We start from the raw sequence: 23,995 nt of genomic DNA, 5'->3' as shown, positions 1-23,995 counted from the left end.
TTTTAAACAATTAAGATAATTGCCAGTAACAATCCTCTACTATCGTCATGTCATTTAACACAGAGGTCGTGATGAAAGATGTCGTAATAGTGGGTGCGTTGCGTACGGCTATCGGCTGTTTTCAGGGAGCGCTTGCGCGTCACTCGGCGGTTGACCTGGGCAGCGTGGTCGTTAAAGCTCTGGTGGAACGTAGCGGGATCGCAGCCCATGAAGTTGATGAGGTGATCCTGGGGCAGGTTCTCACGGCCGGTGCCGGGCAAAACCCCGCGCGACAGGCGGCGCTGAAGGGCGGGCTGCCCAACACCGTCTCCGCCATTACCATCAACGACGTCTGTGGTTCAGGGTTAAAAGCGCTGCATCTCGCCACCCAGGCCATTCAGTGCGGTGAAGCGGATGTGGTTATCGCTGGCGGACAAGAGAACATGAGCCGCGCGCCGCACGTTCTCACCGATAGCCGAACCGGCGCGCAGCTGGGCAACAGCCAGCTGCTCGACAGCCTCGTGCATGACGGGCTGTGGGATGCGTTCAACGACTATCATATGGGCGTGACGGCAGAAAACCTGGCGCGCGAGTACGGCATTAGCCGCGAATTGCAGGACGCTTATGCGCTCAGTTCGCAGCAAAAAGCGCGTGCCGCGATTGATTCCGGTCGCTTTCGCGACGAGATTGTCCCGGTCAGCACGCAGCGTCAGAACGGCGAGGCGATCGTCGTCGATACCGATGAACAGCCGCGCACGGATGCCAGTGCGGAAGGCCTGGCGAGACTGAATCCCGCGTTTGAAACGCAGGGCTCGGTCACCGCGGGCAATGCCTCGTCCATTAACGACGGTGCCGCCGCCGTGATGATGATGAGCGAAAGTAAAGCCCTTGAGCTCGATCTCCCCGTGCTGGCCCGCATTAAGGCGTTTGCCAGCGTGGGCGTGGATCCTGCGTTGATGGGGATTGCGCCGGTCTACGCTACCCGTCGCTGCCTGGAGCGCGCAGGGTGGCAACTTTCGGATGTCGATCTGATCGAAGTGAACGAAGCCTTTGCCGCGCAGGCGATCTCGGTCGGCAAAATGCTGGAGTGGGATCCGCTGCGGGTCAACGTGAACGGCGGTGCAATTGCGCTAGGGCATCCCATCGGCGCGTCCGGCTGCCGAATCCTGGTTTCGCTGGTCCACGAAATGAAAAAGCGAAACGCGCGCAAAGGGATCGCTACCCTCTGTATAGGCGGCGGACAGGGCGTGGCGCTCGCCATCGAACGCTAATTTCTCCTCACTTAAAAAACCTCCTTCGGGAGGTTTTTTTTATTGTGTTCTTCTCTTCATGGGAAGTAATCGTGATCCGCGCGTCATTTCTGTTATAAACAAAAATAAAAAATGAAACGTTGTTTTAATTGCAATTGAAAACCCTATTTTATGCCGCTAGTATGTGCTCATCATAAAACGAAACGTCGTTTCGTTTAATTTCTGCCTTCGGGCATGACCACATCTGGAGGTTACCGTGGACGTCAGACAAAGCATCCACAGCGCGCACGCCAAAACGCTGGATACTCAGGGACTGCGCAGCGAGTTTTTAATTGAGCAGGTGTTCGAAGCCGATAAATACACCATGGTCTATAGCCACATCGACCGCATTATCGTGGGTGGCATTATGCCGGTGGCTAAAACCGTCTCCGTGGGCGGTGAAGTAGGCAAGCAGCTGGGCGTAAGCTACTTCCTGGAGCGTCGTGAACTGGGGGTGATTAATATTGGCGGGCCGGGCACGATTACCGTGGACGGCCAGTGCTACGAGATTGGCCACCGCGACGGGCTGTACGTCGGCAAAGGGGCGAAAGAGGTGGTCTTTGCCAGCATCGACGGCGGTAAACCCGCAAAGTTTTACTACAACTGCGCCCCGGCGCACACCGCTTATCCAACCCAAAAAGTAACGCCCGCGGACGTTGCGCCCGTGACGCTGGGCGACAACCTCACCAGCAACCGCCGCACCATCAATAAATACTTCGTGCCGGATGTGCTGGAAACCTGCCAGCTCAGCATGGGTCTGACCGAACTGGCCCCGGGCAACCTGTGGAACACCATGCCGTGCCATACCCACGAACGCCGCATGGAAGTCTACTTCTACTTCAACATGGATGAAGACGCCTGCGTGTTCCACATGATGGGACAGCCTCAGGAAACTCGCCATATCGTCATGCATAACGAGCAGGCGGTGATTTCACCCAGCTGGTCTATTCACTCCGGCGTGGGGACGAAAGCCTATACCTTCATCTGGGGGATGGTTGGAGAAAACCAGGTCTTCGATGACATGGACCACGTCGCGGTTAAGGATCTGCGCTAGTCGCGGGCAGTTAAGCATACATCTGCCTGTTGATGACAGGCGCTGAAAGAGTAAGGAACAAACATGATTCTGGATGCATTTTCTCTGCAGGGTAAAGTGGCCGTGGTTTCCGGGTGTGACACCGGACTGGGCCAGGGGATGGCGTTAGGCCTGGCGGAAGCGGGCTGTGATATCGTCGGGATTAACATCGTTGAGCCCACGGAAACCATCGAACGCGTAACCTCTCTGGGCCGCCGTTTTCTCAGCCTGACCGCCGACCTGCGTAAAATCGACGCTATTCCGGAGCTGCTGGATCGCGCGGTGGCGGAATTTGGCCATATCGACATTCTGGTCAACAACGCGGGGCTGATCCGCCGTGAAGACGCGATTAACTTCAGCGAGACCGACTGGGACGATGTCATGAACCTGAACATCAAGAGCGTATTCTTTATGTCCCAGGCGGCGGCGAAGCACTTCATCGCGCAGGGCAAGGGCGGCAAGATCATTAACATCGCGTCGATGCTCTCCTTCCAGGGCGGCATCCGCGTGCCGTCTTACACCGCGTCGAAAAGCGCGGTGATGGGCGTGACCCGCCTGCTGGCGAACGAATGGGCGCAGCACAACATCAACGTCAACGCGATTGCGCCGGGCTACATGGCCACCAACAACACCCAGCAGCTTCGCGCGGACGAAGAACGCAGTGCGGCGATCCTGGAGCGTATTCCGGCGGGCCGCTGGGGGCTGCCGAGCGATCTGATGGGGCCGGTAGTGTTCCTGGCTTCCCCGGCATCGGACTATATCAATGGTTATACCGTCGCGGTTGATGGCGGCTGGCTGGCGCGATAACCTAACTTATGACAAATACCTCTGCTCTTCGGCGGAGGTTTTTTTTGCTTAAAATTTGTCAAAGTCCATATTGATAAACACGAAAAATCCATACTTAAAAATCATAGATGACTGCCATCACATTTTTATTATTGAAAAATTAAGGCGTTAGTAAAATCAGGTGATTATCCAGCATTAGTTGAAATTGTAATGTCCATCACAGATCGCTATGCCATAGCGAAATAATCCATATCTTCACGAATTCCGCCCTGACACTTTTTCCCGCTATCTCGTAATTTCATTTAACGAATTTTGCTGTTGAGGCAGGAAAAATATGACATCTATAAATGACTCTACCCTGATGCCCGCCGCGCTGCGCGATACCCGCCGCATGAACCAGTTTGTCTCCATTGCGGCAGCCGTGGCCGGTTTGTTGTTCGGCCTGGATATCGGCGTGATCGCCGGGGCGCTGCCGTTTATTACCGATCACTTTACGCTGAGTAACCGCCTGCAGGAGTGGGTGGTGAGCAGCATGATGCTCGGCGCGGCCATCGGCGCGCTGTTTAACGGCTGGCTTTCGTTCCGCCTTGGGCGTAAATACAGCCTGATGGTCGGGGCGGTCCTGTTTGTTGCCGGGTCCATAGGTTCGGCGTTTGCCACTAACGTTGAAGTGCTGCTGCTCTCCCGCGTGCTGCTGGGCGTGGCGGTGGGGATTGCCTCCTACACCGCGCCGCTGTATCTCTCCGAAATGGCGAGCGAGAACGTGCGCGGCAAGATGATTAGCATGTACCAGCTGATGGTGACGCTGGGCATCGTGCTGGCGTTCCTGTCCGATACGTACTTCAGCTACAGCGGTAACTGGCGGGCGATGCTCGGCGTGCTGGCGCTGCCTGCGGTAGTGCTGATTGTTTTAGTGATCTTCCTGCCCAACAGTCCGCGCTGGCTGGCACAAAAAGGGCGTCACGTGGAAGCGGAAGAGGTGCTGCGCATGCTGCGCGACACGTCTGAGAAAGCGCGTGAAGAGCTGAACGAGATCCGCGAAAGCCTGAAGCTGAAGCAGGGCGGCTGGTCGCTGTTTAAGGCTAACCGCAACGTGCGCCGCGCGGTGTTCCTCGGCATGTTGCTGCAGGCGATGCAGCAGTTCACGGGGATGAACATCATCATGTATTACGCCCCGCGCATCTTCAAAATGGCCGGTTTTACCACCACCGAACAGCAGATGATCGCCACGCTGGTGGTGGGGCTGACCTTTATGTTCGCCACCTTTATTGCGGTGTTCACCGTCGATAAAGCCGGACGTAAACCGGCGCTGAAAATTGGCTTTAGCGTGATGGCGCTCGGTACGCTGATCCTCGGCTACTGTCTGATGCAGTTTGATAACGGCACGGCGTCCAGCGGCCTCTCCTGGCTCTCCGTGGGCATGACCATGATGTGTATTGCTGGCTACGCGATGAGCGCCGCGCCGGTGGTGTGGATCCTGTGCTCTGAAATTCAGCCGCTGAAATGTCGCGATTTTGGTATCACCTGTTCCACCACCACCAACTGGGTGTCGAACATGATCATCGGCGCGACCTTCCTGACGCTGCTGGATGCGATTGGCGCGGCGGGAACCTTCTGGCTCTATACGGTGCTGAACGTGGCATTTATTGGCGTGACATTCTGGCTAATTCCAGAAACCAAAGGCGTGACGCTGGAACATATTGAACGCAAGCTGATGAGCGGGGAGAAACTGCGAAATATCGGCGTGTAAGGGTTAATGCCGGGTAAGCGCAGCGCCACCCGGCGTTTTGTTAGCGTGATGCTGAATAACTACCAACTTTGATAGCAATTCCTCAGATAGTCCATTCTCGCGTTCAGATTATTCTTAGTTTCTTGTATTATCGGGCAACTGAACTCACCCGGCAGGAATTTACTGCACCCGAAACAGAAGAACGGCTATGTCAGCAATGGATTTCAAAAAAAATACGGACCTCGATTTTCCCTCATATGCTCCTCCAGCAGTCAGTTCAAAAGAGATCGATCTTCTGGGCCTGTTAGATATTCTGATTATCGCGAAAAAACGTATTGCCACTATTATCTTTGTTTTCGCGCTGGCAGGTCTGGCAATTGCGCTTCTACTGCCGCAAAAATGGACCAGTAAAGCGGTGATCACTCCGGCGGAACAGACACAGTGGAACCCGCTGAGCCAGATGATGGTTGCGCTGCAGGTTCTTGATGTGAAGGTGCCGGTTACCCGTCAGGAAGTCTTTGACCTGTTTATTAAAAAATTCCAGTCGCAGTCATTGCTTGAAGAGTATATGACCTCTTCCCCTTATGTGATGGCGCAGCTCAAGAATGCGCAAGTAGACCCGCTTGAACTGCACCGTGCGGTTGTCAATATTGCAGACAAAATGAAAGCGGTGAATGATGTTCAGGGAAAAGATGCGGATAAAGCGCCTTTCGTCTCCTGGACATTGAGCTTCACCGCGCCGACCGCAGCCGATGCCCAATCCGTTCTGGAGGGGTATATCAACTATATCTCGGCAATTGTTGAGAAAGAAACGGTGCAGAATATCCGCAACCAAATCGCCCTCAAAACGAACGAGGTAGAGCAGCAGCTGACGCTCGACCGCGTTCGTCTGACCAATGTGCATAACACCAACCTGCAGCGGCTGAACTATTCGCTGGAAGTGGCGAATGCGGCGGGCATTAAGAAGCCTGTTTATAGCAACGGACAAGGGATAAAAGACGATCCGGATTACTCCGTTGCGCTCGGGGCTGACGGTATCGCGGAAAAGCTAAGGATTGAAAAAAATCTGAAGGATGTGACGGAGCTGAACGCGGACTTCCAGAACCGGGAATATTACCTGGCGCAGCTGAAAAAACTCTCCTTCGCAGACGTTAAGCTTGAGCCATTCAGGTATCAGCTTTCGCCATCGATGCCGGTGAAAAAAGACGGCCCGGGCAAAGGCATGATTGTCATTCTGGCGGCGATCCTTGGCGCTCTGTTTGCCTGCGGCAGCGTATTACTCCGTGAGGCCATGCTCAGCCGAAACCCATTGCCAGAGCCGGTAACGGAATAAATTCTGCACACATGAAGGCGCTGCTACAGCGCCTTTTTTATTTCAGGAAATCCTCGCGCACAGGCGTAAAGGTGTCCAGCAGCGTGCCGGCCCTGAGGCAGACGCAGCCGTGCATCACATGTGGTTGTTTGTAGAGGGTATCTCCCGCCGTTACGACATGCTTCTCTTCACCAATGGTAAACTCAAATTCACCAGAGAGAACATAGGTTAACTGTTCGTGCGGGTGGTTATGCAGTGGGCCAATCGCGCCCTGCTCAAACTGTACTTCAACCGCCATCATCCTGCCGCCGTGGGCCAGCACGCGACGCTTAACGCCGTTCCCCAGATCTTCAGACGCGGTCTCTTTGTGGAACATAAACATGGCTTTGCCCTTCATAATAAAACAGTGTTTTATTTAATTTACATTGGCCAGCTTAAAAAGAAAACGACGTAATAAAGAACTGGAAACAGGATCACAAGTTTGCTTCACTGGCTTAAACAGATAAGGAGCGATGATGAAAACGATTGGCCTGATAGGTGGGATGAGCTGGGAATCGACAATCCCTTATTACCGCCTGATTAACGAAGGCGTAAAGCAGCGTCTGGGCGGCCTGCACTCCGCGAGCCTGCTGCTGCACAGCGTTGATTTTCATGAAATCGAAGCCTGCCAGTCGAGCGGCGAATGGGATAAAGCCGGAGAAATCCTGGCTTATGCCGCGCTGGGGCTGGAGCGTGCGGGGGCGCAGGGCATTCTGCTGTGTACCAACACGATGCACAAAGTGGCCTCGCACATTGAAGCGCGCTGTTCGCTGCCGTTCCTGCACATCGCGGACGCCACCGGACGCGCCATTCGCGCTTCGGGAATGTCGCGCGTGGCCTTGCTGGGCACACGTTACACCATGGAGCAGGATTTCTATCGCGGGCGCTTGCACAGCGAGTTTGGGATTGAAAGCCTGATCCCGGATGAGGGGGACCGGGCGCGCATCAATCAGATTATCTTCGACGAGCTCTGCCTCGGAACCTTCAGCGAAACCTCCCGCGCATATTACGTCAGCGTAATAGATAAACTGGCGCAGCAGGGGGCTGAAGGGGTGATTTTCGGCTGCACGGAGATCGGTTTGCTGGTGCCGGCCGAACGAAGCCCCATCCCGGTGTTTGATACCGCGGCCATTCACGCGGCAGATGCCGTGGAATTTATGCTGTCATAACGGGTTTTGCAGGTCAGGTAAGCGAAGCGCCACCTGACGCGCATGCTCAACTAAGTGTTCGGTGAATGCGTCCACCAGCGCGGAAGCCGGACGGTGCAGCGGGCGGATAAGGCTTACGGTGAACGGGACGGAAACGCTAAAACGGCGGATGACGATCCCGCTTCCTGCATAGTCCAGCGCCGTAAGCGGATTGACGACCGCAACGCCAACGCCCGCGCGCACCATCGCGCATATTGACGCCGCGCTGTGGGTTTCAACGACCATCCGCCGCTTCACCTGATGCTCAGAAAAAAGCGTATCCAGCAGCTGCCGGTAGCTGTCCGTTTGCGACAGGCTAATGTAGTTTTCACCATGAAAATCCGCGGGTGTCAGCACTGCTTTGTGGGCAAGCCGATGCCCGGCGGGCAGAACGCACACTTCATCCAGCGCGAGCAGTTCCGTGCGCGCCGTTCCTGCGGGTGTCGAGAGGGTTTCGGTTAACCCGAGATCGTGCCGCTGTGCCGACAGCCACTCTTCAAGCAGAGGCGACTCCTGCGGGACGATGGTGAGATTGACCTCAGGATAGCGGGCCAGAAAAGGCTGGAGCAGCGTCGGTAAGAAGGACTGAGAGAAGACGGGCAGGCAGACAATCGACAGCTCGCCCTGACGAAACTCGCGCAGGCTTTCCGCCGCGCTGACGATTCTGTCCAGCCCGTACCATGAGCGCTGCACTTCCTCAAACAGGCGCAACCCCTGCACCGTCGGGTGAAGCCTGCCCCGGGCGCGTTCGAACAGCTTCAGCCCCAGCACTTTCTCGAAGCGCGCCAGCTCGCGGCTGACCGTCGGCTGCGAGGTATGCAGCATCTGCGCGGCTTCGGTGAGATTGCCGGTGGTCATCACGGCGTGAAAAATCTCGATGTGGCGTAAATTGACGGCGGGCATAGGGCACCTGAAGGCAAGGAACTGTCCATATCATTTTTGCATAGACTCGCGATAAAACGATATTTTTTATTCTGCTTCCGCTGTGGCGTAATCATTAAAAATGAATTGAACCGGAGAAGACCATGCCACGCCCGCTCAACCAGACGGATACCGATTTGAACGCTGAAAACCTGCTGCGCCTGCCCGCCGAGTTTGGCTGCCCGGTATGGGTCTACGACGCGCAGATCGTTCGCGAGAAGATCGCCGCCCTGCATCAGTTTGACGTGGTGCGTTTTGCCCAGAAGGCCAGCTCCAATATTCATATTCTGCGCCTGATGCGTGAGCAGGGCGTGAAGGTTGACTCCGTGTCGCTGGGTGAAATCGAGCGTGCGCTGGCGGCAGGCTTTGATCCGAAAACCGATCCTGACGCGATCGTCTTTACCGCGGATGTGATCGACGACGCCACGCTTGCGCGCGTGCATGAACTGCAGGTGCCGGTGAACGCCGGTTCTGTGGATATGCTGGAGCAGCTTGGGCAGGTTTCACCCGGCCATCGCGTCTGGCTGCGCGTCAACCCGGGCTTTGGACATGGCCATAGCCAAAAAACCAACACCGGGGGCGAAAACAGCAAGCACGGGATCTGGTATGCCGATATGCCTGCCGCGCTTGAGGTACTGCAGCGCTACAGCCTGAAGCTGGTCGGTATTCATATGCACATTGGCTCCGGCGTCGATTACGGGCACCTGGAGCAGGTGTGCGGGGCGATGGTGCGCCAGGTTGTCGACTTCGGTCAGGATCTGGAGGCGATCTCCGCCGGTGGCGGTCTTTCCATTCCTTATCGTGAAGGGGAAGAGGCGATCGACACCGATCACTATTACGGCCTGTGGAGCGCCGCGCGCGATCAAATTGCCGCGCATCTGGGCCATGCCGTGAAGCTGGAAATTGAGCCGGGTCGTTTCCTGGTAGCCGAAGCCGGCGTGCTGGTGGCGCAGGTACGCAGCGTCAAAGAGATGGGCTCCCGCCACTTCGTGCTGATTGATGCGGGCTTTAACGACCTGATGCGTCCGTCCATGTACGGCAGCTACCATCACATTACCGCCCTGGCTGCCGATGGCCGCGATTTAACGCACGCGCCGCGCCGCGAGACGGTGGTCGCAGGCCCGCTGTGTGAATCCGGTGATGTGTTTACCCAGCAGGAAGGTGGCAAAGTTGAAACCCGCGCGCTGCCCGAGGTGAAGCCGGGCGATTACCTGGTGCTGCACGACACCGGGGCGTACGGGGCGTCTATGTCCTCGAACTACAACAGCCGTCCGCTGCTGCCGGAAGTGCTGTTTGATAACGGCAAGGCGCGGCTGATCCGTCGTCGCCAGACCATTCAGGAACTGCTGGCGCTGGAACTCGTTTGATTAAAGTACGGCCCCGTTGTGACCGAATCGCGTAATACCAGCGTGCCGGTAAATGGCGGGATCGCATCGACCGGCTGGTTCTTCGCCAGCCGGATCGCCTGATCGATAGCCGTGACGATCATGTTATCTATCGGCAGATAAACCGACGACAGCGCAGGCTCCAGCCACTTTGCGCTTGGGGCATCGTCAAAGCCGAACAGGGAGATATCCTGCGGGATCTTAAGCCCTGCCTGATGCAGCGCTTTGGACGCGCCCAGCGCCATATCATCGTTACAGGCAAACAGCGCGCTGAACGACACCCCTTCAGCAATCAGCTCCTTACACAGCTCATAGCCCCGCGTCATTCCCGCATCACCGTACTTTATTCGACGCTCGTCCAGACGAATGCCGTGCTTTTCCAGCGCCTTACGGTAGCCCATCAGCCGCGCTTTACCCGTGGGGGTGTGGATCGGAACGGTAATGCAGGCGATCTCCCGGTGGCCCTGATTGATCAGGTAATCCACCGCCTTAAACGCGGCATCCTGTTGTTCGAAGAACACGCAGCGCTCCGGTGCCTGGCTGACTTCACGGTTGATGACCACCAGCGGCGTTTGCACGGTATTAATCAGCTTGATGATCGCTTTTTCGCTCATATAGCGCGTGTAAAGCACGATGGCATCGCACTGGCGGTCGGCCAGCATTTGCACCGCCTGCTCTTCCTGCTCTGGCGCGTCGTGACCGTCGGTGACGATCAGCTGTTTCCCGTGGGTTTCGGTCTGCCGCGACGCCTGCTGCAAAAGACGACCAAAGTAAAAGCCGTCGAAGGTAGAGACGACCAGACCAATGCTGTTGCTGGTCTGGTTAGCCAGCGAACGCGCGAGAAAGTTTGGGCGGTAGCCCAGCTCTTCCATCGCAGCAAAGACCTGCTGACGCGTGCTCTCTTTAACCTGACCTGTGCCGTTCAGCACGCGCGAGACGGTAGCCTTCGACACGCCCGCGCGCAGTGAGACATCCAGCATTGTTGCCATTCTACATTCCTGCTTCCACGTAATGGTTTGCAGTTTAACACAGACCTGACAGCGTATAAGCGATGCGGGAAGCGCAAAACTTCTGCCACGATCACGCTTTTTGGTCACGATTCGCCTGGCCTGCCGGAAGTAAAACTAAATAGTCTGACTCTGGTAAAATAATCGCCAAACCGGGCTGGAGGCGTCAGGCCAGCATATTCATTAAAAACGCAGGTGAAACGTGAAAAAGACCGTCATTCTCCCGCTTTACGAGGCACCGCGCTATGCGGAGCAGGTCACCGACTGGCTCTGGCAGGCCTTTGGCGAGGGGCTTGCGCGGGATTTTTTCCATAGCATCGTCGAGCACAGCCAGACGCCGGGTGCCCTGCCGCTGACCTTTATCGCCGTAGAGGATGAACGGCTTCTCGGGACGGTGGGACTCTGGCGCTGTGATTTGATTACCCGTCAGGATCTCTGTCCGTGGCTGGCGGCGCTCTACGTTGACGACGCGGCGCGCGGCAAGGGGCTGGCAGGAAAGTTACAGCAGCATGTTATACGCTTCGCCGCACGGGCCGGGTACGAGGAACTTCATCTCTGGTCTGCCTGCCGCGACTTCTATGAACGTTACGGCTGGCAGTATATTGGCGATGGGCTGGAGTATCCGGATAAAACGGTACACCTGTATCGCTATTCGCTCTGCGCGTCAGCGGGCGCAGCAACGGAGTGACGGCGCACTAACGTTGGGCTGAAGAGATGGGTAATCTCCGGCGGCTGGCGTTGTTCGGCCAGCGCCAGCGCCAGCTCTGCGGCCTGGGTGGCCATCGTGATGATGGGGTAGCGTACGGTGGTCAGGCGCGGGCGCACGTACCGGGAGACCAAAACATCGTCGAAGCCAATTAGCGAGATTTCCGCCGGCACCTCGATCCCGTTGTCATTCATGACGCCCATTGCCCCGGCGGCCATCGAATCGTTATAGCTGGCGACCGCGGTGAAATTCCGTCCGCGACCCAGCAGCTCCGTCATGGCCTGTTCGCCGCCGCTCTCATCCGGTTCACCGTAGGCCACCAGACGGTCATTGCACGGCAGACCGTTTTCGCGCAGGGCGTCGTAGTAGCCCTGCAGGCGGTCTTCCGCATCAGAAATGGGGTGATTGGAGCAGAGATAGCCAATCCGGGTATGACCCTGTTGAATCAGATGACGGGTCGCAAGCCAGGCGCCGTAGCGGTCGTCGAGGGCTACACAGCGTTTTTCAAAGCCGGGGATAATACGGTTGATAATCACCATGCCGGGCATCTGCGTCATCAGGTGAATTAGCTCGGCATCCGGGATCATTTTGGCGTGTACCACCAGTGCAGCGCAGCGGTGGCGGATCAGCTGCTCGATGGCCTGGCGTTCTTTTTGTTCATTATGGTAGCCATTGCCGATCAGCAAAAAATTACCCGTCTGATAAGAGACCTGTTCAACCGCTTTTACCATGGCACCGAAAAAGGGGTCGGAAACGTCTCCCACCACCAGCCCAATAGTCTCTGTTGACTGCTGGGCGAGCGCGCGGGCGTTGGCATTCGGATGGTAGTTCAGGGTTTCCATGGCGCTTTGTACCGCCTGGCGTGATGCGTCACTGGCTTTGGGTGAATCATTAATCACGCGGGAGACGGTGGCTACCGACACACCTGCCAGACGAGCCACATCCTTTATTGTCGCCATTTATAACCTTCTTATTTGGGGTAAGCGTTTACACACTGAATAGTGTTGCGGAAAAGTGACGTCCATTCAAGGGAAGCCGATTTCCGCGCGCCACAAACGTGACGCAGACCAACCCTGGTAGTGTAATCGTTACACGCCTGGTCATGTCAGAAGAATGTCATTCTGAACCTTTAGTTACACTTTGCCTCAGGCTGTTGCGATTGTCCGGTGGCGATGACGTTAAAGAGGTTGGTAGAGTCGAGATCCCAGAGGTATTGATAGGTGGAATCAACTCCGGTTGATTAACACGACTTACACCAGCCTGCGTTCTTACGCAGGTTTTTTTTTGCCTGATCGTTCAACCTGTAACAGCAAAAGAGAATATTCACACCTGGTTGCATTTCGGCTCATTCCCTTGCGTTTTCCTGCTGGCGAAGCGCAGGGTCAACAGCCACAATCAAGATCCCAGAGGTATTGATTGGTGAGAATTCTTAGTACGGTTTCGTACTCATCTCTTGCACCAACCTGCGCGGATGCGCAGGTTTTTTTTCGCCTCCATTTTTGCTGTCGCTCCCGTATCACTTCTCGTGTAATCTGCCACCATTTACTGTCAACCCACCACACTGTCTGGCAAAGGGAGTTGAGATGCTATTTGGGTTTTTCCGTACACTGTTCCGTATTCTTTTTCGCATCCGCGTCACTGGCGACGCCCAGGCGCTTCGTGGCGAGCGCGTTCTCATCACACCCAATCATGTTTCCTTTATAGACGGCATCCTGCTTGCGCTATTTCTGCCCGTGCGTCCGGTGTTTGCGGTCTATACCTCCATCAGCCAGCAGTGGTATATGCGCTGGCTCACCCCACTGATCGATTTCGTACCGCTTGACCCGACAAAGCCGATGATGATTAAACACCTGGTACGTCTGGTAGAGCAGGGGCGTCCGGTGGTCATTTTCCCGGAAGGGCGCATTTCAGTGACCGGTTCGCTGATGAAAATCTACGACGGCGCGGGGTTTGTCGCGGCGAAATCAAACGCGACCGTGGTGCCGCTGCGCATTGAAGGCGCGGAGTTGACCCATTTCAGCCGCCTTAAGGGGCTGGTGAAGCAGCGTCTGTTCCCCAAAATTACCCTGCATATCCTGCCGCCAACGTCGTTACCGATGCCGGAAGCGCCGCGTGCCCGCGATCGCCGTAAAATCGCCGGGGAAATGCTGCACCAGATTATGATGGAAGCGCGCATGGCCGTTCGTCCGCGCGAAACGCTGTATGAATCCCTGCTTTCGGCGCAGTACCGCTACGGCGCGAAGAAAAACTGCATTGAAGACATCAACTTTACCCCGGATACCTATCGTAAACTGCTGACCAAGACGCTGTTCGTGGGCCGCATTCTTGAGAAGTACAGCAAAAAGGGCGAAAAGATCGGCCTGATGCTGCCAAACGCGGGCATCAGCGCGGCGGTGATTTTTGGTGCGGTTTCCCGTGGCCGTATACCGGCGATGATGAACTACACGGCGGGCGTGAAAGGGCTGACCAGCGCCATTACCGCCGCCCAAATTAATACCGTCTTTACCTCCCGACAGTTTCTGGACAAAGGCAAGCTGTGGCATCTGCCGGAACAGCTGACCCAGGTACGCTGGGTCTTCCTGGAAGATCTAAAAGCGGACGTGACCACCGGCGACAAGCTGTGGATTTTTGCGCATCTGCTGGTGCCGCATCTGGCGCAGGTCAAACAGCAGCCGGAAGATGACGCGATTATCCTTTTCACGTCGGGTTCGGAGGGTAACCCGAAAGGCGTCGTCCACAGCCACAAGAGTATTCTGGCGAACGTTGAGCAGATTAAAAGCATCGCCGACTTTACCGCGAATGACCGCTTTATGTCGGCGCTGCCGCTGTTCCACTCCTTTGGCCTGACGGTGGGGCTGTTCACGCCGCTGCTGACCGGTGCCGAGGTGTTCCTCTATCCCAGCCCGCTGCACTACCGCATCGTGCCGGAGCTGGTGTATGACCGTAACTGCACCGTCCTGTTCGGGACCTCAACCTTCCTGGGTAACTATGCCCGTTTCGCCAATCCGTATGATTTCTTCCGCGTTCGGTACGTGGTGGCCGGTGCGGAAAAGCTGCAGGAGAGCACGCGTCAGATCTGGCAGGACAAGTTTGGCCTGCGCATCCTCGAAGGCTATGGCGTTACCGAGTGTGCGCCCGTGGTCTCGATTAACGTGCCGATGGCGGCGAAACCGGGAACGGTGGGCCGAATTCTGCCGGGGATGGACGCGCGTCTGCTGGCGGTGCCGGGCATTGAGGACGGTGGCCGCCTGCAGTTGAAAGGGCCAAACGTGATGAACGGTTACCTGCGCGTGGAAAGCCCAGGCGTGCTGGAAGCGCCAACGGCGGAAAACGTCAACGGCGAGATTGAAACCGGCTGGTACGACACCGGTGACATCGTTCGTTTCGATGAGCAAGGCTTTGTACAGATTCAGGGGCGCGCAAAACGCTTCGCCAAAATCGCCGGTGAGATGGTCTCTCTGGAAATGGTTGAACAGCTGGCGACGGCCGTGTCCGCCGAGAAGATGCACGCCACGGTCGTGAAGAGCGATGCCAGCAAAGGCGAGGCGCTGGTGCTGTTTACCACTGATGCTGAGCTTAAGCGCGACAGGTTACTGAGCTATGCGCGTGAACACGGTATTCCTGAACTGGCCGTGCCGCGCGATATCCGCCACCTGAAGCAACTTCCGGTGCTGGGTAGCGGCAAGCCCGATTTCGTGACCCTGAAAGGTATGGTTGAAGAGGCGGAGCAGCAAAATGCGTGAGTCAGTACACACTAACACCTCCCTCAGGTCGAAAGGCATGATGGCCGTCATCGCCGCGCAGTTTCTCTCTGCGTTCGGTGATAACGCGCTGCTGTTTGCCACGCTGGCGCTGCTGAAAGCCGAGTTTTACCCTGACTGGAGTCAGCCGATCCTGCAGATGGTGTTTGTGGGCGCTTACATTATCTTTGCCCCGTTTGTGGGGCAGGTGGCGGACAGCTTCCCGAAAGGCCGGGTGATGATGTTTGCCAACGGTCTCAAGCTGCTGGGCGCTGCCAGTATATGTTTTGGTTTTAATCCGTTTGTTGGCTATACGCTGGTGGGCATCGGTGCTGCCGCCTACTCCCCAGCGAAGTATGGCATTCTCGGAGAACTGACCACGGGCGATAAGCTGGTGAAAGCCAACGGCCTGATGGAGTCGTCAACGATTGCCGCTATCCTCCTCGGCTCCGTCGCGGGTGGCGTGCTGGCCGACTGGCATGTTCTGGCGGCCCTGGGCGTGTGTGCAGTGGTGTATGGTGGGGCGGTCGTGGCTAACCTGTTTATTCCGAAGCTGCCGGTGGCTCGCCCGGGCCAGTCCTGGCGCTTTAAACCAATGACCGGCAGTTTCTTTAACGCGTGCCGCGTGCTGTGGCGTAACGGGGAAACGCGTTTCTCCCTGATGGGAACCAGTATGTTCTGGGGGGCGGGCGTCACGCTGCGCTTCCTGCTGGTTCTGTGGGTACCGGTGGCGCTGGGGATTACGGACAATGCGACGCCGACCTATCTGAATGCGATGGTGGCGATCGGGATTGTGGCTGGCGCGGGCGCGGCGGCGAAGCTGGTGAGGCTTGAAACGGTCGCACGCTGCATGCCAGCGGGGATCCTGATTGGCCTCGTGGTGCTTATTTTCTCGCTGCAACATGCGTTATTGCCCGCTTATGCTCTGCTGATCCTGATTGGTATTCTGGGGGGCTTCTTCGTGGTACCGCTGAATGCGTTACTCCAGGAGCGTGGCAAGAAGACCGTCGGGGCGGGGAATGCCATTGCGGTTCAAAATCTCGGTGAAAACCTGGCCATGCTGTTAATGCTGGGGCTCTACTCGCTGGCGGTAAAAGTGGGTGTCCCGGTGGTGGCGATTGGCGTCGGATTTGGTGGGCTGTTCGCGGCGGCGATTGCGGGATTGTGGATCTGGCAGCGTCGCCGTTAATAAGTAGCCGGGTGGCGGCTTCGCCTTACCCGGCAAAAGCATCAGCTACGGCGCAGGATAGGTATAAACCTGATGCACCGCTTCAATCTCCGCTAATACCTCATCACTCAGGTTCAGATGGAAACTCTCAATGTTAGTTTTCAGCTGTTCCATGGTCGTCGCGCCAAGCAGGGTACTGGCAACAAACGGCTGACGGCGCACGAAGGCCAGCGCCATCTGCGCCGGATCCAGGCCGTGGCGCTTCGCGATATCCACATAGGCAGCAACGGCTTTTTGCGTCTGCTCGCCGCTGTAGCGGGTAAAGCGGCTAAAGAGGGTATTACGCGCCCCGGCCGGTTTCGCACCGTTCAGGTATTTCCCCGTCAGGGTGCCGAAACCGAGGCATGAATAGGCGAGCAGTTCCACTTCCTCATATTGCGTCACTTCGGCCAGCCCCACCTCGTAGCTGCGGTTAAGCAGGCTGTACGGGTTCTGGATGGTGACGATGCGCGGCAGATCGTGTTTATCCGCCAGGTGCAGATAGCGCATTACGCCAAAGGCCGTTTCGTTGGACACGCCAATGTAGCGGATTTTTCCCGCTCGCTGGCATTCGGTCAGCGCCTCCAGCGTTTCCAGCAGCGTAACGGCGGGGGCGCTCTCATTCCAGCTGTAGCCGAGCTTGCCAAAACAGTTGGTTGGACGCTGCGGCCAGTGGACCTGGTAAAGGTCGAGATAGTCGGTTTGCAGGCGCTTCAGGCTCGCGTCCAGCGCGGCGCGGATATTTTTGCGATCGAGGATTTGGTTTGGGCGGATCCCGGCATCGTTGTTTCGCGCGGGGCCACTCACTTTCGAGGCGATAACCAGCTTTTCACGGTTACCGCGTTTTACCAGCCAGTTACCGACGTAGGTTTCGGTAAGTCCCTGCGTTTCAGGGCGTGGAGGCACAGGGTACATCTCTGCGACATCAATCAGGTTAATCCCCTGGCTGACGGCATAATCGAGTTGTGCATGGGCATCGGCTTCGCTGTTTTGTTCACCAAATGTCATCGTGCCCAACCCCAGTTGACTTATCTCCAGAGCGCTGTGGGGGATACGGTGATAATGCATAGCCGGCTTCCTTCAATAGACATGTAGACCGCGTCAGGAACCTCCCGACAAAGGAATATAAACATGGCAGAGGGGAAGCAAAAGGGGAAGAAAAAAATCAAAAAGGCCAGTAGGCTACTGACCTCCGACTGTTATCGCTCAATAATTTGCGAGACTTCGTCGCGATTGATCTGCATTTTATTGCCTGCCTGGTCATGGTAGCTGACCAGACCGGTATCATCGTCGACTTCAGGTTTACCGTCAGTCAGGATCATCCGGCCGTCTTTCGTCGCCATGACGTAATCACTGCTGCAGCCCGAAACGGCAAACGCCAACCCGACTGCTGAAATTAACACCGCCCATTTTTTCATCGTTATCGTCCTCATCTGGCTCGTATCAAATCATAGTGTAGTATTAACCCGTTATAGCAACCGGGTGAAGCGGTAAAATCTTAAAAACCAGGCGATTATGTTTGTGAGCTCGCAAAATAAGTAAAAAACTATGTTTTAAGTAAGAAATGACGAGCAAGCAGCGCGCCGGTGAAATTTTTTTTGAGATAAAAACCGCGCGGCAGCGTCAGTATGGGTTCGCCCATCGCGCCGATCGCCTCGGTTAGCGCTTTGCTGTTTGCCGCTTTCGGGCGCAGCTGTAACACTTCTCCGTGCCGGGCGGTAATTCGCTCGACCTGACCGAGCACAATCATGTCCATCAGTTCTTCCCAGTCCAGGCGCAACTGATGCTCCTCTTCTTCATCCGGGCTCCAGAGCAGCGGCGCGCCAACGCGGCGTTCAGCTAACGGGATCTGCCGTTCGCCTTCAACCGGAACCCAAAGCACGCGATTCAGCTTATGGCGCACGTGGCTGGTTTCCCACGTTACGCCGGTATTGCCGGTTAAGGGCGCAACGCAGACAAAGGTAGTCTCCAGGGGCCGACCCTGGCGGTCGATAGGAATAGTTTTTAACTCTACGCCAAGGGCCGCGAAATCTTGCTCTGGCTTGCTCCCGGCGCTTGCCCCCAGCCACAGCTCCAGAAGCATGCCGATCCAGCCCTTATCTCGTTTCAGATCCTTCGGGATCTGTAGCCCTGCCATCGCCGCCAGTTCGCCCAGCGAGAAGCCTGCAAGGCGCTGAGCCTGCTGTAGCAACTGGCTTTCGCTCGAAGGCGGTGAGAACAAGGGTGAAAGCGGATGCATGACGATAACCTTTTGATTAAAAAATAAACGAAGAAACAGTCCCCTGTGGATAGAGTTTAACTTTTTCTGTACCAATATTCCATGTGCATGATTTATAGGTTTTTTTATGAATTTTTCACGGTTTCATCAGGGACGCAAAACGGGTTGTTCAAATCTGGTCACTGACAATAAACAGGATCTTACACCATGTTATCCACAGAAAAATGGGATAACTGGGCATAACCCTGACTACTGTTTCAATTTACAGCCTTGACGTGCGACGAAAATCCAAATTTCAGACAAATTGTGCCTAACTTATTGGCACAATCTGTGGATAAAACCGACGCTGTTCGATCTTTCATCAGCACGACGATCCCTGCTGTGACGATCGTCACGCTATTCTGCATTTTGTTTGTTGATATGAATATAAGATAATGAAAAATATGGCCTTATGTTGAAGGCGAGAAACGGGAGGGCAGAGGCCATTTCAGGTTGTTCATCGGTAATCAGACACTTCTTCACAACTATATCCACAGAAAAGGTGAATAAAATTGCCCTTGAGACCGCACATCTGTTTATAACTCTGCGCTTATTTGTGAGTTATTCAAATGTTATTAGGTTGCAGGCCTGTAAGAGAGTGGTTTACCGCCTCACTGTAGTGTGAAACAATCATTCATATATAAGGTTTAGTTTGGGGTAGTCCGGTGATTGATGACGATGGCTACCGCCCGAACGTAGGAATAGTAATTTGTAATCGTCAGGGCCAGGTCATGTGGGCCCGTCGATATGGTCAGCACTCCTGGCAGTTCCCGCAAGGCGGGATCAATCCGGGAGAGTCCCCAGAACAAGCGATGTACCGGGAGCTTTTTGAAGAGGTCGGTTTAAGCCGAAAAGATGTTCGCATCCTTGCCTCGACCCGCAACTGGTTGCGTTACAAGTTACCGAAACGTTTGGTGCGTTGGGACACAAAGCCGGTTTGTATCGGCCAGAAACAGAAGTGGTTTCTTCTGCAGTTGGTGGGCAACGATTCGGACATCAATATGCAAACCAGCAGTACGCCGGAGTTCGATGGCTGGCGCTGGGTGAGCTATTGGTATCCTGTTCGTCAGGTCGTGTCATTTAAGCGCGATGTTTACCGTAGGGTGATGAAAGAGTTTGCAAGTGTGGTGATGCAGCTTCAGGAGATCCCGCCTAAGCCGCAGAGCGCACCTGCCTGGCGACGTAAAAGAGGTTAAGCTACGCAAATCATGCTCACCCGCTTGCGAGAAATAGTCGAGAAGGTGGCCAGCGCTCCGCGCCTCAACGAGGCGCTGAATATTTTGGTCACTGACATCTGTCTTGCGATGGAGACCGAGGTCTGTTCGGTGTATTTGGCCGACCACGATCGGCGCTGCTATTACCTGATGGCGACCCGCGGTTTGAAAAAGCCGCGGGGGCGCACCGTAACGCTCGCATTTGATGAAGGTATTGTCGGTCTGGTTGGGCGGCTGGCTGAACCTATCAACCTTGCCGACGCTCAAAAACACCCCAGCTTTAAATACATCCCTTCCGTAAAAGAAGAACGCTTCCGCGCGTTTCTGGGTGTGCCGATTATTCAGCGTCGTCAGCTACTCGGTGTGCTGGTCGTCCAGCAGCGCGAGCTGCGTCAGTATGATGAAAGCGAAGAGTCCTTCCTCGTCACGCTGGCGACACAGATGGCGGCGATCCTCTCTCAGTCTCAGCTTGCTGCGCTCTTTGGTCAGTACCGCCATACGCGCATTCGCGCCCTTCCGGCATCGCCAGGGGTGGCGATTGCGGAAGGCTGGATGGACGCCACGCTGCCATTGATGGAGCAGGTCTACGAAGCCTCTACGCTTGATGAAGCGCTGGAGCGCGAGCGTCTTACCGCCGCGCTGGAAGAGGCGGCCAATGAGTTCCGTCGCTACAGCAAGCGCTTTGCCGCTGGTGCGCAAAAAGAGACGGCGGCCATCTTCGACCTCTACTCGCACCTGCTTTCCGACGCGCGTCTGCGCCGTGAGCTTTTTGCTGAGGTTGATAAAGGCGCAGTCGCGGAGTGGGCGGTTAAAAAGGTCATCGAAAAATTTGCCGAGCAGTTCGCTGCCCTGACCGACGGTTATCTGAAAGAGCGGGCGGGAGATCTCCGCGCGCTGGGACAGCGCCTGCTGTTCCACCTCGATGATACTATTCAGGGGCCGAATGCCTGGCCAAAACGGTTTGTGCTGGTGGCCGATGAACTTTCGGCAACAACGCTGGCCGAGCTGCCGCAGGACAGACTCGCTGGGGTTGTCGTACGTGATGGTGCAGCGAACTCCCATGCCGCCATTATGGTGCGCGCGCTCGGTATCCCTACCGTTATGGGGGCGGATATTCAGCCCTCGGTGCTGCACCGCCGCACGCTGGTGGTTGATGGTTACCGCGGTGAACTGCTGGTCGATCCTGAGCCGGTTCTGCTCCAGGAATATCAGCGTCTCATCAGCGAAGAGAATGAATTAAGCAAGCTGGCGGAAGATGACGTTAACCTGCCCGCGCAGCTGAAAAGCGGAGAGCGGATCAAAGTCATGCTCAACGCCGGCTTAAGCCCCGAGCACGAAGAGAAGCTTGGCAGCCGCATCGACGGGATCGGTTTATACCGCACTGAAATCCCCTTCATGCTGCAGAGCGGTTTCCCCTCCGAAGAGGAGCAGGTGGCGCAGTATCAGGGGATGTTGCAGATGTTCAACGACAAGCCTGTCACCCTGCGAACCCTGGATGTCGGGGCGGATAAACAGCTGCCGTATATGCCCATCAGCGAAGAGAACCCGTGTCTGGGCTGGCGCGGGATCCGTATTACGCTCGATCAGCCGGAGATCTTCCTGATCCAGGTGCGCGCGATGCTGCGCGCCAACGCCGCGACGGGCAATCTCAGTATCCTGCTGCCGATGGTAACCAGCATAGATGAAATCGACGAAGCGCGGCGCCTGATCGAACGTGCTGGTCGTGAAGTGGAAGAGATGATTGGCTATGCGATCCCGAAACCACGGATCGGCGTCATGCTCGAAGTGCCATCTATGGTCTTTATGCTGCCGCAGCTGGCAAATCGCGTTGATTTTATCTCTGTCGGTACCAACGACCTGACGCAATATATTCTGGCCGTCGACCGGAACAACACCCGCGTCGCCAGTATATACGATAGCCTGCACCCGGCGATCATTCGCGCGCTGGCGATGATTGCCCGTGAGGCTGAACAGTACGGTGTTGATCTCCGCCTGTGCGGTGAAATGGCCGGAGACTCGATGTGTGTCGCGATCCTGATTGGTCTGGGGTATCGCCATCTGTCAATGAACGGCCGCGCAGTAGCGCGCGTGAAGTATTTGTTGCGGCATATCGACATCAATGATGCCCGCGAGCTGGCTGAGCGCAGCCTTGAGGCGCAGCTGGCCGCAGAGGTTCGTCACCAGGTGGCGGCATTTATGGAACGGCGCGGTATGGGCGGCCTGATCCGCGGTGGTCGCTAATCGTCTTTCGTCCTCTCCTTGTGGAGAGGGCGCCAGTGCGCACAAAAACCTATACACATCTTTTACATCTCTGGCGCATCCTCCGCGCCCGCCTTATGCTATGATTCGCAACTTTGGAGCCTCTGCTTAAGGCAGAATCGCATGTCTACCGCTGTCCACTTTCAGCGGAATAACAACATCTTGTGGTGACAGATGAACAGTGGTTATCTGCATTTTCCGGAGTTTGATCCGGTCATTTTCTCAGTAGGACCTGTTTCGCTTCACTGGTACGGTCTGATGTACCTGGTGGGCTTTATTTTTGCCATGTGGCTCGCGGGCCGTCGCGCCAGCCGTCCTGGCAGCGGCTGGACCAAAAACGAAGTTGAAAACCTGCTGTACGCGGGCTTCCTCGGCGTGTTCCTCGGTGGCCGTATTGGGTATGTACTGTTCTATAACTTCCCGGTGTTCCTGAACGATCCCCTCTACCTGTTCCGCGTCTGGGACGGCGGCATGTCCTTCCACGGGGGCCTGATTGGGGTGATCCTGGTGATGGTGATTTTTGCCAAACGCACCAAACGCAACTTCTTCCAGGTGTCAGATTTTATCGCACCGCTGATCCCGTTTGGTCTGGGGGCGGGTCGTCTGGGCAACTTTATTAACGGTGAGCTGTGGGGCCGCGTTGATCCAAGCGTACCGTACACGATGCTCTTCCCGGGCTCCCGCGCGGAAGATATCGCCCTGCTGCCGTCGCACCCGGAGTGGCAGTCCATTTTCGATACCTACGGCGTGCTGCCGCGTCATATGTCCCAGCTGTATGAACTGGCGCTGGAAGGCGTGGTGCTGTTTATCATCCTCAATCTGTTTATTCGCAAGCCGCGCCCGATGGGAGCTGTTTCCGGACTGTTCCTGATTGGCTATGGCGCGTTCCGCATCATCGTTGAATTCTTCCGCCAGCCGGATGCGCAGTTTACCGGCGAATGGGTACAGTACATCAGCATGGGGCAGATCCTCTCCATTCCGATGATTGTCGCGGGTGCCATTATGATGATTTGGGCGTATCGTCGTCGTCCACAGCAACAACTTTCCTGAGGAACCATGAAACAGTATCTTGAATTGATGAAAAAAGTGCTCGATGAGGGCACGCCGAAAAACGACCGTACCGGTACCGGTACGCTCTCCATTTTTGGCCACCAGATGCGCTTCAATCTGCAAGAAGGCTTCCCTCTGGTGACGACGAAGCGCTGCCACCTGCGCTCGATCATTCATGAACTGCTCTGGTTCCTGCAAGGCGACACTAACGTTGCGTATCTGCACGAAAATAACGTCTCCATCTGGGACGAATGGGCAGATGAAAACGGCAACCTGGGCCCGGTTTACGGCAAGCAGTGGCGCGCATGGCCAACGCCTGATGGCCGCCATATTGACCAGATCACCACCGTGATGAACCAGCTGAAAAACGATCCGGACTCGCGCCGAATCATCGTTTCCGCCTGGAACGTGGGCGAGCTGGACAAAATGGCGCTGGCTCCGTGCCACGCGTTCTTCCAGTTCTATGTCGCAGACGGCAAGCTCTCCTGCCAGCTCTACCAGCGCTCCTGTGACGTGTTCCTCGGCCTGCCGTTTAACATTGCCAGCTATGCGCTGTTAGTCCACATGATGGCGCAGCAGTGCGACCTGGAAGTGGGTGATTTCGTCTGGACAGGTGGGGACACCCATCTTTACAGCAATCATATGGAACAGACGCATCTTCAGCTCACTCGTGAACCGCGCGCGTTGCCGAAGCTGATTATCAAACGCAAACCGGAATCGATCTTCGATTACCGCTTTGATGATTTTGAGATTGAGGGCTACGACCCGTACCCTGGTATCAAAGCGCCCGTCGCTATCTGATGCGGTAAAGCGTGACATAACCGGTGCTGTTTAGCGCCGGTTTTTTTTCGTCTTT

The 23,995-nt window shown here is 56.0% G+C and carries 21 protein-coding genes; 14 read left to right on the top strand and 7 right to left on the bottom strand.

Going from position 1 to position 23,995, the window contains the following annotated elements; genetic code table 11:
• Positions 1-71 precede the first annotated feature (71 nt).
• The 5 genes from IM295_RS22250 (at position 72) to wzz(fepE) (ending at position 6,188) form a co-directional block, all read left to right on the top strand.
• Entirely contained in the window at positions 72-1,250 is a 1,179-nt protein-coding gene (locus IM295_RS22250) for an acetyl-CoA C-acetyltransferase (RefSeq protein WP_028014300.1), read from the top strand.
• 235 nt (positions 1,251-1,485) lie between these two features.
• Positions 1,486-2,322 (top strand): 5-dehydro-4-deoxy-D-glucuronate isomerase, encoded by an 837-nt coding sequence (kduI, locus tag IM295_RS22245; RefSeq protein WP_059358101.1) that lies wholly within the window; start codon positions 1,486-1,488, stop codon positions 2,320-2,322.
• Positions 2,323-2,385: 63 nt separating this feature from the next.
• Entirely contained in the window at positions 2,386-3,147 is a 762-nt protein-coding gene (kduD, locus tag IM295_RS22240) for a 2-dehydro-3-deoxy-D-gluconate 5-dehydrogenase KduD (RefSeq protein WP_048999238.1), read from the top strand.
• A 313-nt stretch (positions 3,148-3,460) separates the two neighbouring features.
• A complete protein-coding gene (locus IM295_RS22235) occupies positions 3,461-4,876 on the top strand; it encodes a sugar porter family MFS transporter (RefSeq protein WP_028014298.1) in 1,416 nt (471 codons plus the stop codon).
• A 187-nt stretch (positions 4,877-5,063) separates the two neighbouring features.
• Complete coding sequence (gene wzz(fepE), locus IM295_RS22230) at positions 5,064-6,188, top strand: LPS O-antigen length regulator Wzz(fepE) (protein WP_193052178.1); 1,125 nt, start codon at positions 5,064-5,066, stop codon at positions 6,186-6,188.
• 37 nt (positions 6,189-6,225) lie between these two features.
• Here the strand turns inward: wzz(fepE) and IM295_RS22225 are convergent, their stop codons facing one another.
• Complete coding sequence (locus IM295_RS22225; protein ID WP_192987130.1) at positions 6,226-6,549, bottom strand: cupin domain-containing protein; 324 nt, start codon at positions 6,547-6,549, stop codon at positions 6,226-6,228.
• A 133-nt stretch (positions 6,550-6,682) separates the two neighbouring features.
• Here IM295_RS22225 and IM295_RS22220 point away from each other — a divergent pair, with 133 nt between their 5' ends.
• A complete protein-coding gene (locus IM295_RS22220; protein WP_192979267.1) occupies positions 6,683-7,375 on the top strand; it encodes an aspartate/glutamate racemase in 693 nt (230 codons plus the stop codon).
• Here IM295_RS22220 and IM295_RS22215 read toward each other — a convergent pair.
• Positions 7,370-8,296: a LysR family transcriptional regulator gene (locus tag IM295_RS22215; protein ID WP_048999241.1), complete on the bottom strand. Its 927-nt coding sequence runs from the start codon at positions 8,294-8,296 to the stop codon at positions 7,370-7,372. The two genes, IM295_RS22220 and IM295_RS22215, sit on opposite strands and share 6 nt — an antisense overlap.
• 122 nt (positions 8,297-8,418) lie before the next feature.
• Here IM295_RS22215 and lysA point away from each other — a divergent pair, with 122 nt between their 5' ends.
• Positions 8,419-9,681: a diaminopimelate decarboxylase gene (gene lysA / locus IM295_RS22210; RefSeq protein ID WP_193067337.1), complete on the top strand. Its 1,263-nt coding sequence runs from the start codon at positions 8,419-8,421 to the stop codon at positions 9,679-9,681.
• On the opposite strand, the gene IM295_RS22205 is transcribed toward lysA, so the two are convergent.
• Complete coding sequence (locus IM295_RS22205; protein ID WP_028014292.1) at positions 9,651-10,688, bottom strand: LacI family DNA-binding transcriptional regulator; 1,038 nt, start codon at positions 10,686-10,688, stop codon at positions 9,651-9,653. The two genes, lysA and IM295_RS22205, sit on opposite strands and share 31 nt — an antisense overlap.
• 220 nt (positions 10,689-10,908) lie before the next feature.
• On the opposite strand from IM295_RS22205, the gene IM295_RS22200 reads away from it, so the two are divergent.
• Entirely contained in the window at positions 10,909-11,394 is a 486-nt protein-coding gene (locus IM295_RS22200; RefSeq protein ID WP_041908378.1) for a GNAT family N-acetyltransferase, read from the top strand.
• Here the strand turns inward: IM295_RS22200 and galR are convergent.
• The gene (gene galR, locus IM295_RS22195) at positions 11,355-12,371 is read right to left on the bottom strand and encodes an HTH-type transcriptional regulator GalR (protein WP_193067336.1); all 1,017 of its coding nucleotides are present in this window, start codon (positions 12,369-12,371) and stop codon (positions 11,355-11,357) included. The genes IM295_RS22200 and galR overlap by 40 nt on opposite strands.
• Positions 12,372-12,995: 624 nt before the next feature.
• Between galR and aas the strand changes: the two genes are divergently transcribed.
• Both aas and lplT read left to right on the top strand, forming a co-directional pair.
• A complete protein-coding gene (aas, locus tag IM295_RS22190) occupies positions 12,996-15,155 on the top strand; it encodes a bifunctional acyl-ACP--phospholipid O-acyltransferase/long-chain-fatty-acid--ACP ligase (protein ID WP_100170814.1) in 2,160 nt (719 codons plus the stop codon).
• Positions 15,148-16,341 (top strand): lysophospholipid transporter LplT, encoded by a 1,194-nt coding sequence (lplT, locus tag IM295_RS22185; RefSeq protein ID WP_193067335.1) that lies wholly within the window; start codon positions 15,148-15,150, stop codon positions 16,339-16,341. Before aas ends, lplT begins: the two co-directional genes overlap by 8 nt.
• 45 nt (positions 16,342-16,386) lie before the next feature.
• On the opposite strand, the gene IM295_RS22180 is transcribed toward lplT, so the two are convergent.
• The 3 genes from IM295_RS22180 to mutH form a co-directional block, all read right to left on the bottom strand.
• Positions 16,387-17,427 carry an NADP(H)-dependent aldo-keto reductase gene (locus IM295_RS22180; protein ID WP_193067334.1) on the bottom strand — a complete coding sequence of 347 codons (1,041 nt, stop codon included), beginning with the start codon at positions 17,425-17,427 and terminating at the stop codon, positions 16,387-16,389.
• A 131-nt stretch (positions 17,428-17,558) separates the two neighbouring features.
• Positions 17,559-17,777 (bottom strand): YgdI/YgdR family lipoprotein, encoded by a 219-nt coding sequence (locus tag IM295_RS22175; RefSeq protein ID WP_014885085.1) that lies wholly within the window; start codon positions 17,775-17,777, stop codon positions 17,559-17,561.
• Positions 17,778-17,905: 128 nt separating this feature from the next.
• The gene (mutH, locus tag IM295_RS22170) at positions 17,906-18,598 is read right to left on the bottom strand and encodes a DNA mismatch repair endonuclease MutH (protein ID WP_193050601.1); all 693 of its coding nucleotides are present in this window, start codon (positions 18,596-18,598) and stop codon (positions 17,906-17,908) included.
• Positions 18,599-19,281: 683 nt separating this feature from the next.
• Between mutH and rppH the strand changes: the two genes are divergently transcribed.
• From rppH to thyA, 4 genes are all read left to right on the top strand, one after another.
• The gene (gene rppH / locus IM295_RS22165) at positions 19,282-19,812 is read left to right on the top strand and encodes an RNA pyrophosphohydrolase (RefSeq protein ID WP_013098553.1); all 531 of its coding nucleotides are present in this window, start codon (positions 19,282-19,284) and stop codon (positions 19,810-19,812) included.
• 12 nt (positions 19,813-19,824) lie between these two features.
• The gene (gene ptsP, locus IM295_RS22160; RefSeq protein WP_193067333.1) at positions 19,825-22,071 is read left to right on the top strand and encodes a phosphoenolpyruvate--protein phosphotransferase; all 2,247 of its coding nucleotides are present in this window, start codon (positions 19,825-19,827) and stop codon (positions 22,069-22,071) included.
• 192 nt (positions 22,072-22,263) lie between these two features.
• Positions 22,264-23,139 (top strand): prolipoprotein diacylglyceryl transferase, encoded by an 876-nt coding sequence (gene lgt, locus IM295_RS22155; protein WP_028014284.1) that lies wholly within the window; start codon positions 22,264-22,266, stop codon positions 23,137-23,139.
• 6 nt (positions 23,140-23,145) lie between these two features.
• Positions 23,146-23,940 carry a thymidylate synthase gene (gene thyA, locus IM295_RS22150; protein ID WP_047367463.1) on the top strand — a complete coding sequence of 265 codons (795 nt, stop codon included), beginning with the start codon at positions 23,146-23,148 and terminating at the stop codon, positions 23,938-23,940.
• The last annotated feature ends 55 nt before the right edge of the window (positions 23,941-23,995 follow it).

The sequence above is a fragment of the Enterobacter cloacae complex sp. P14RS genome, assembly GCF_014895895.1.
Taxonomy (GTDB): domain Bacteria; phylum Pseudomonadota; class Gammaproteobacteria; order Enterobacterales; family Enterobacteriaceae; genus Enterobacter; species Enterobacter bugandensis.
Note: the sequence above shows the minus strand (reverse complement) of the source record. Positions and strands in the feature narration are given on the sequence as shown.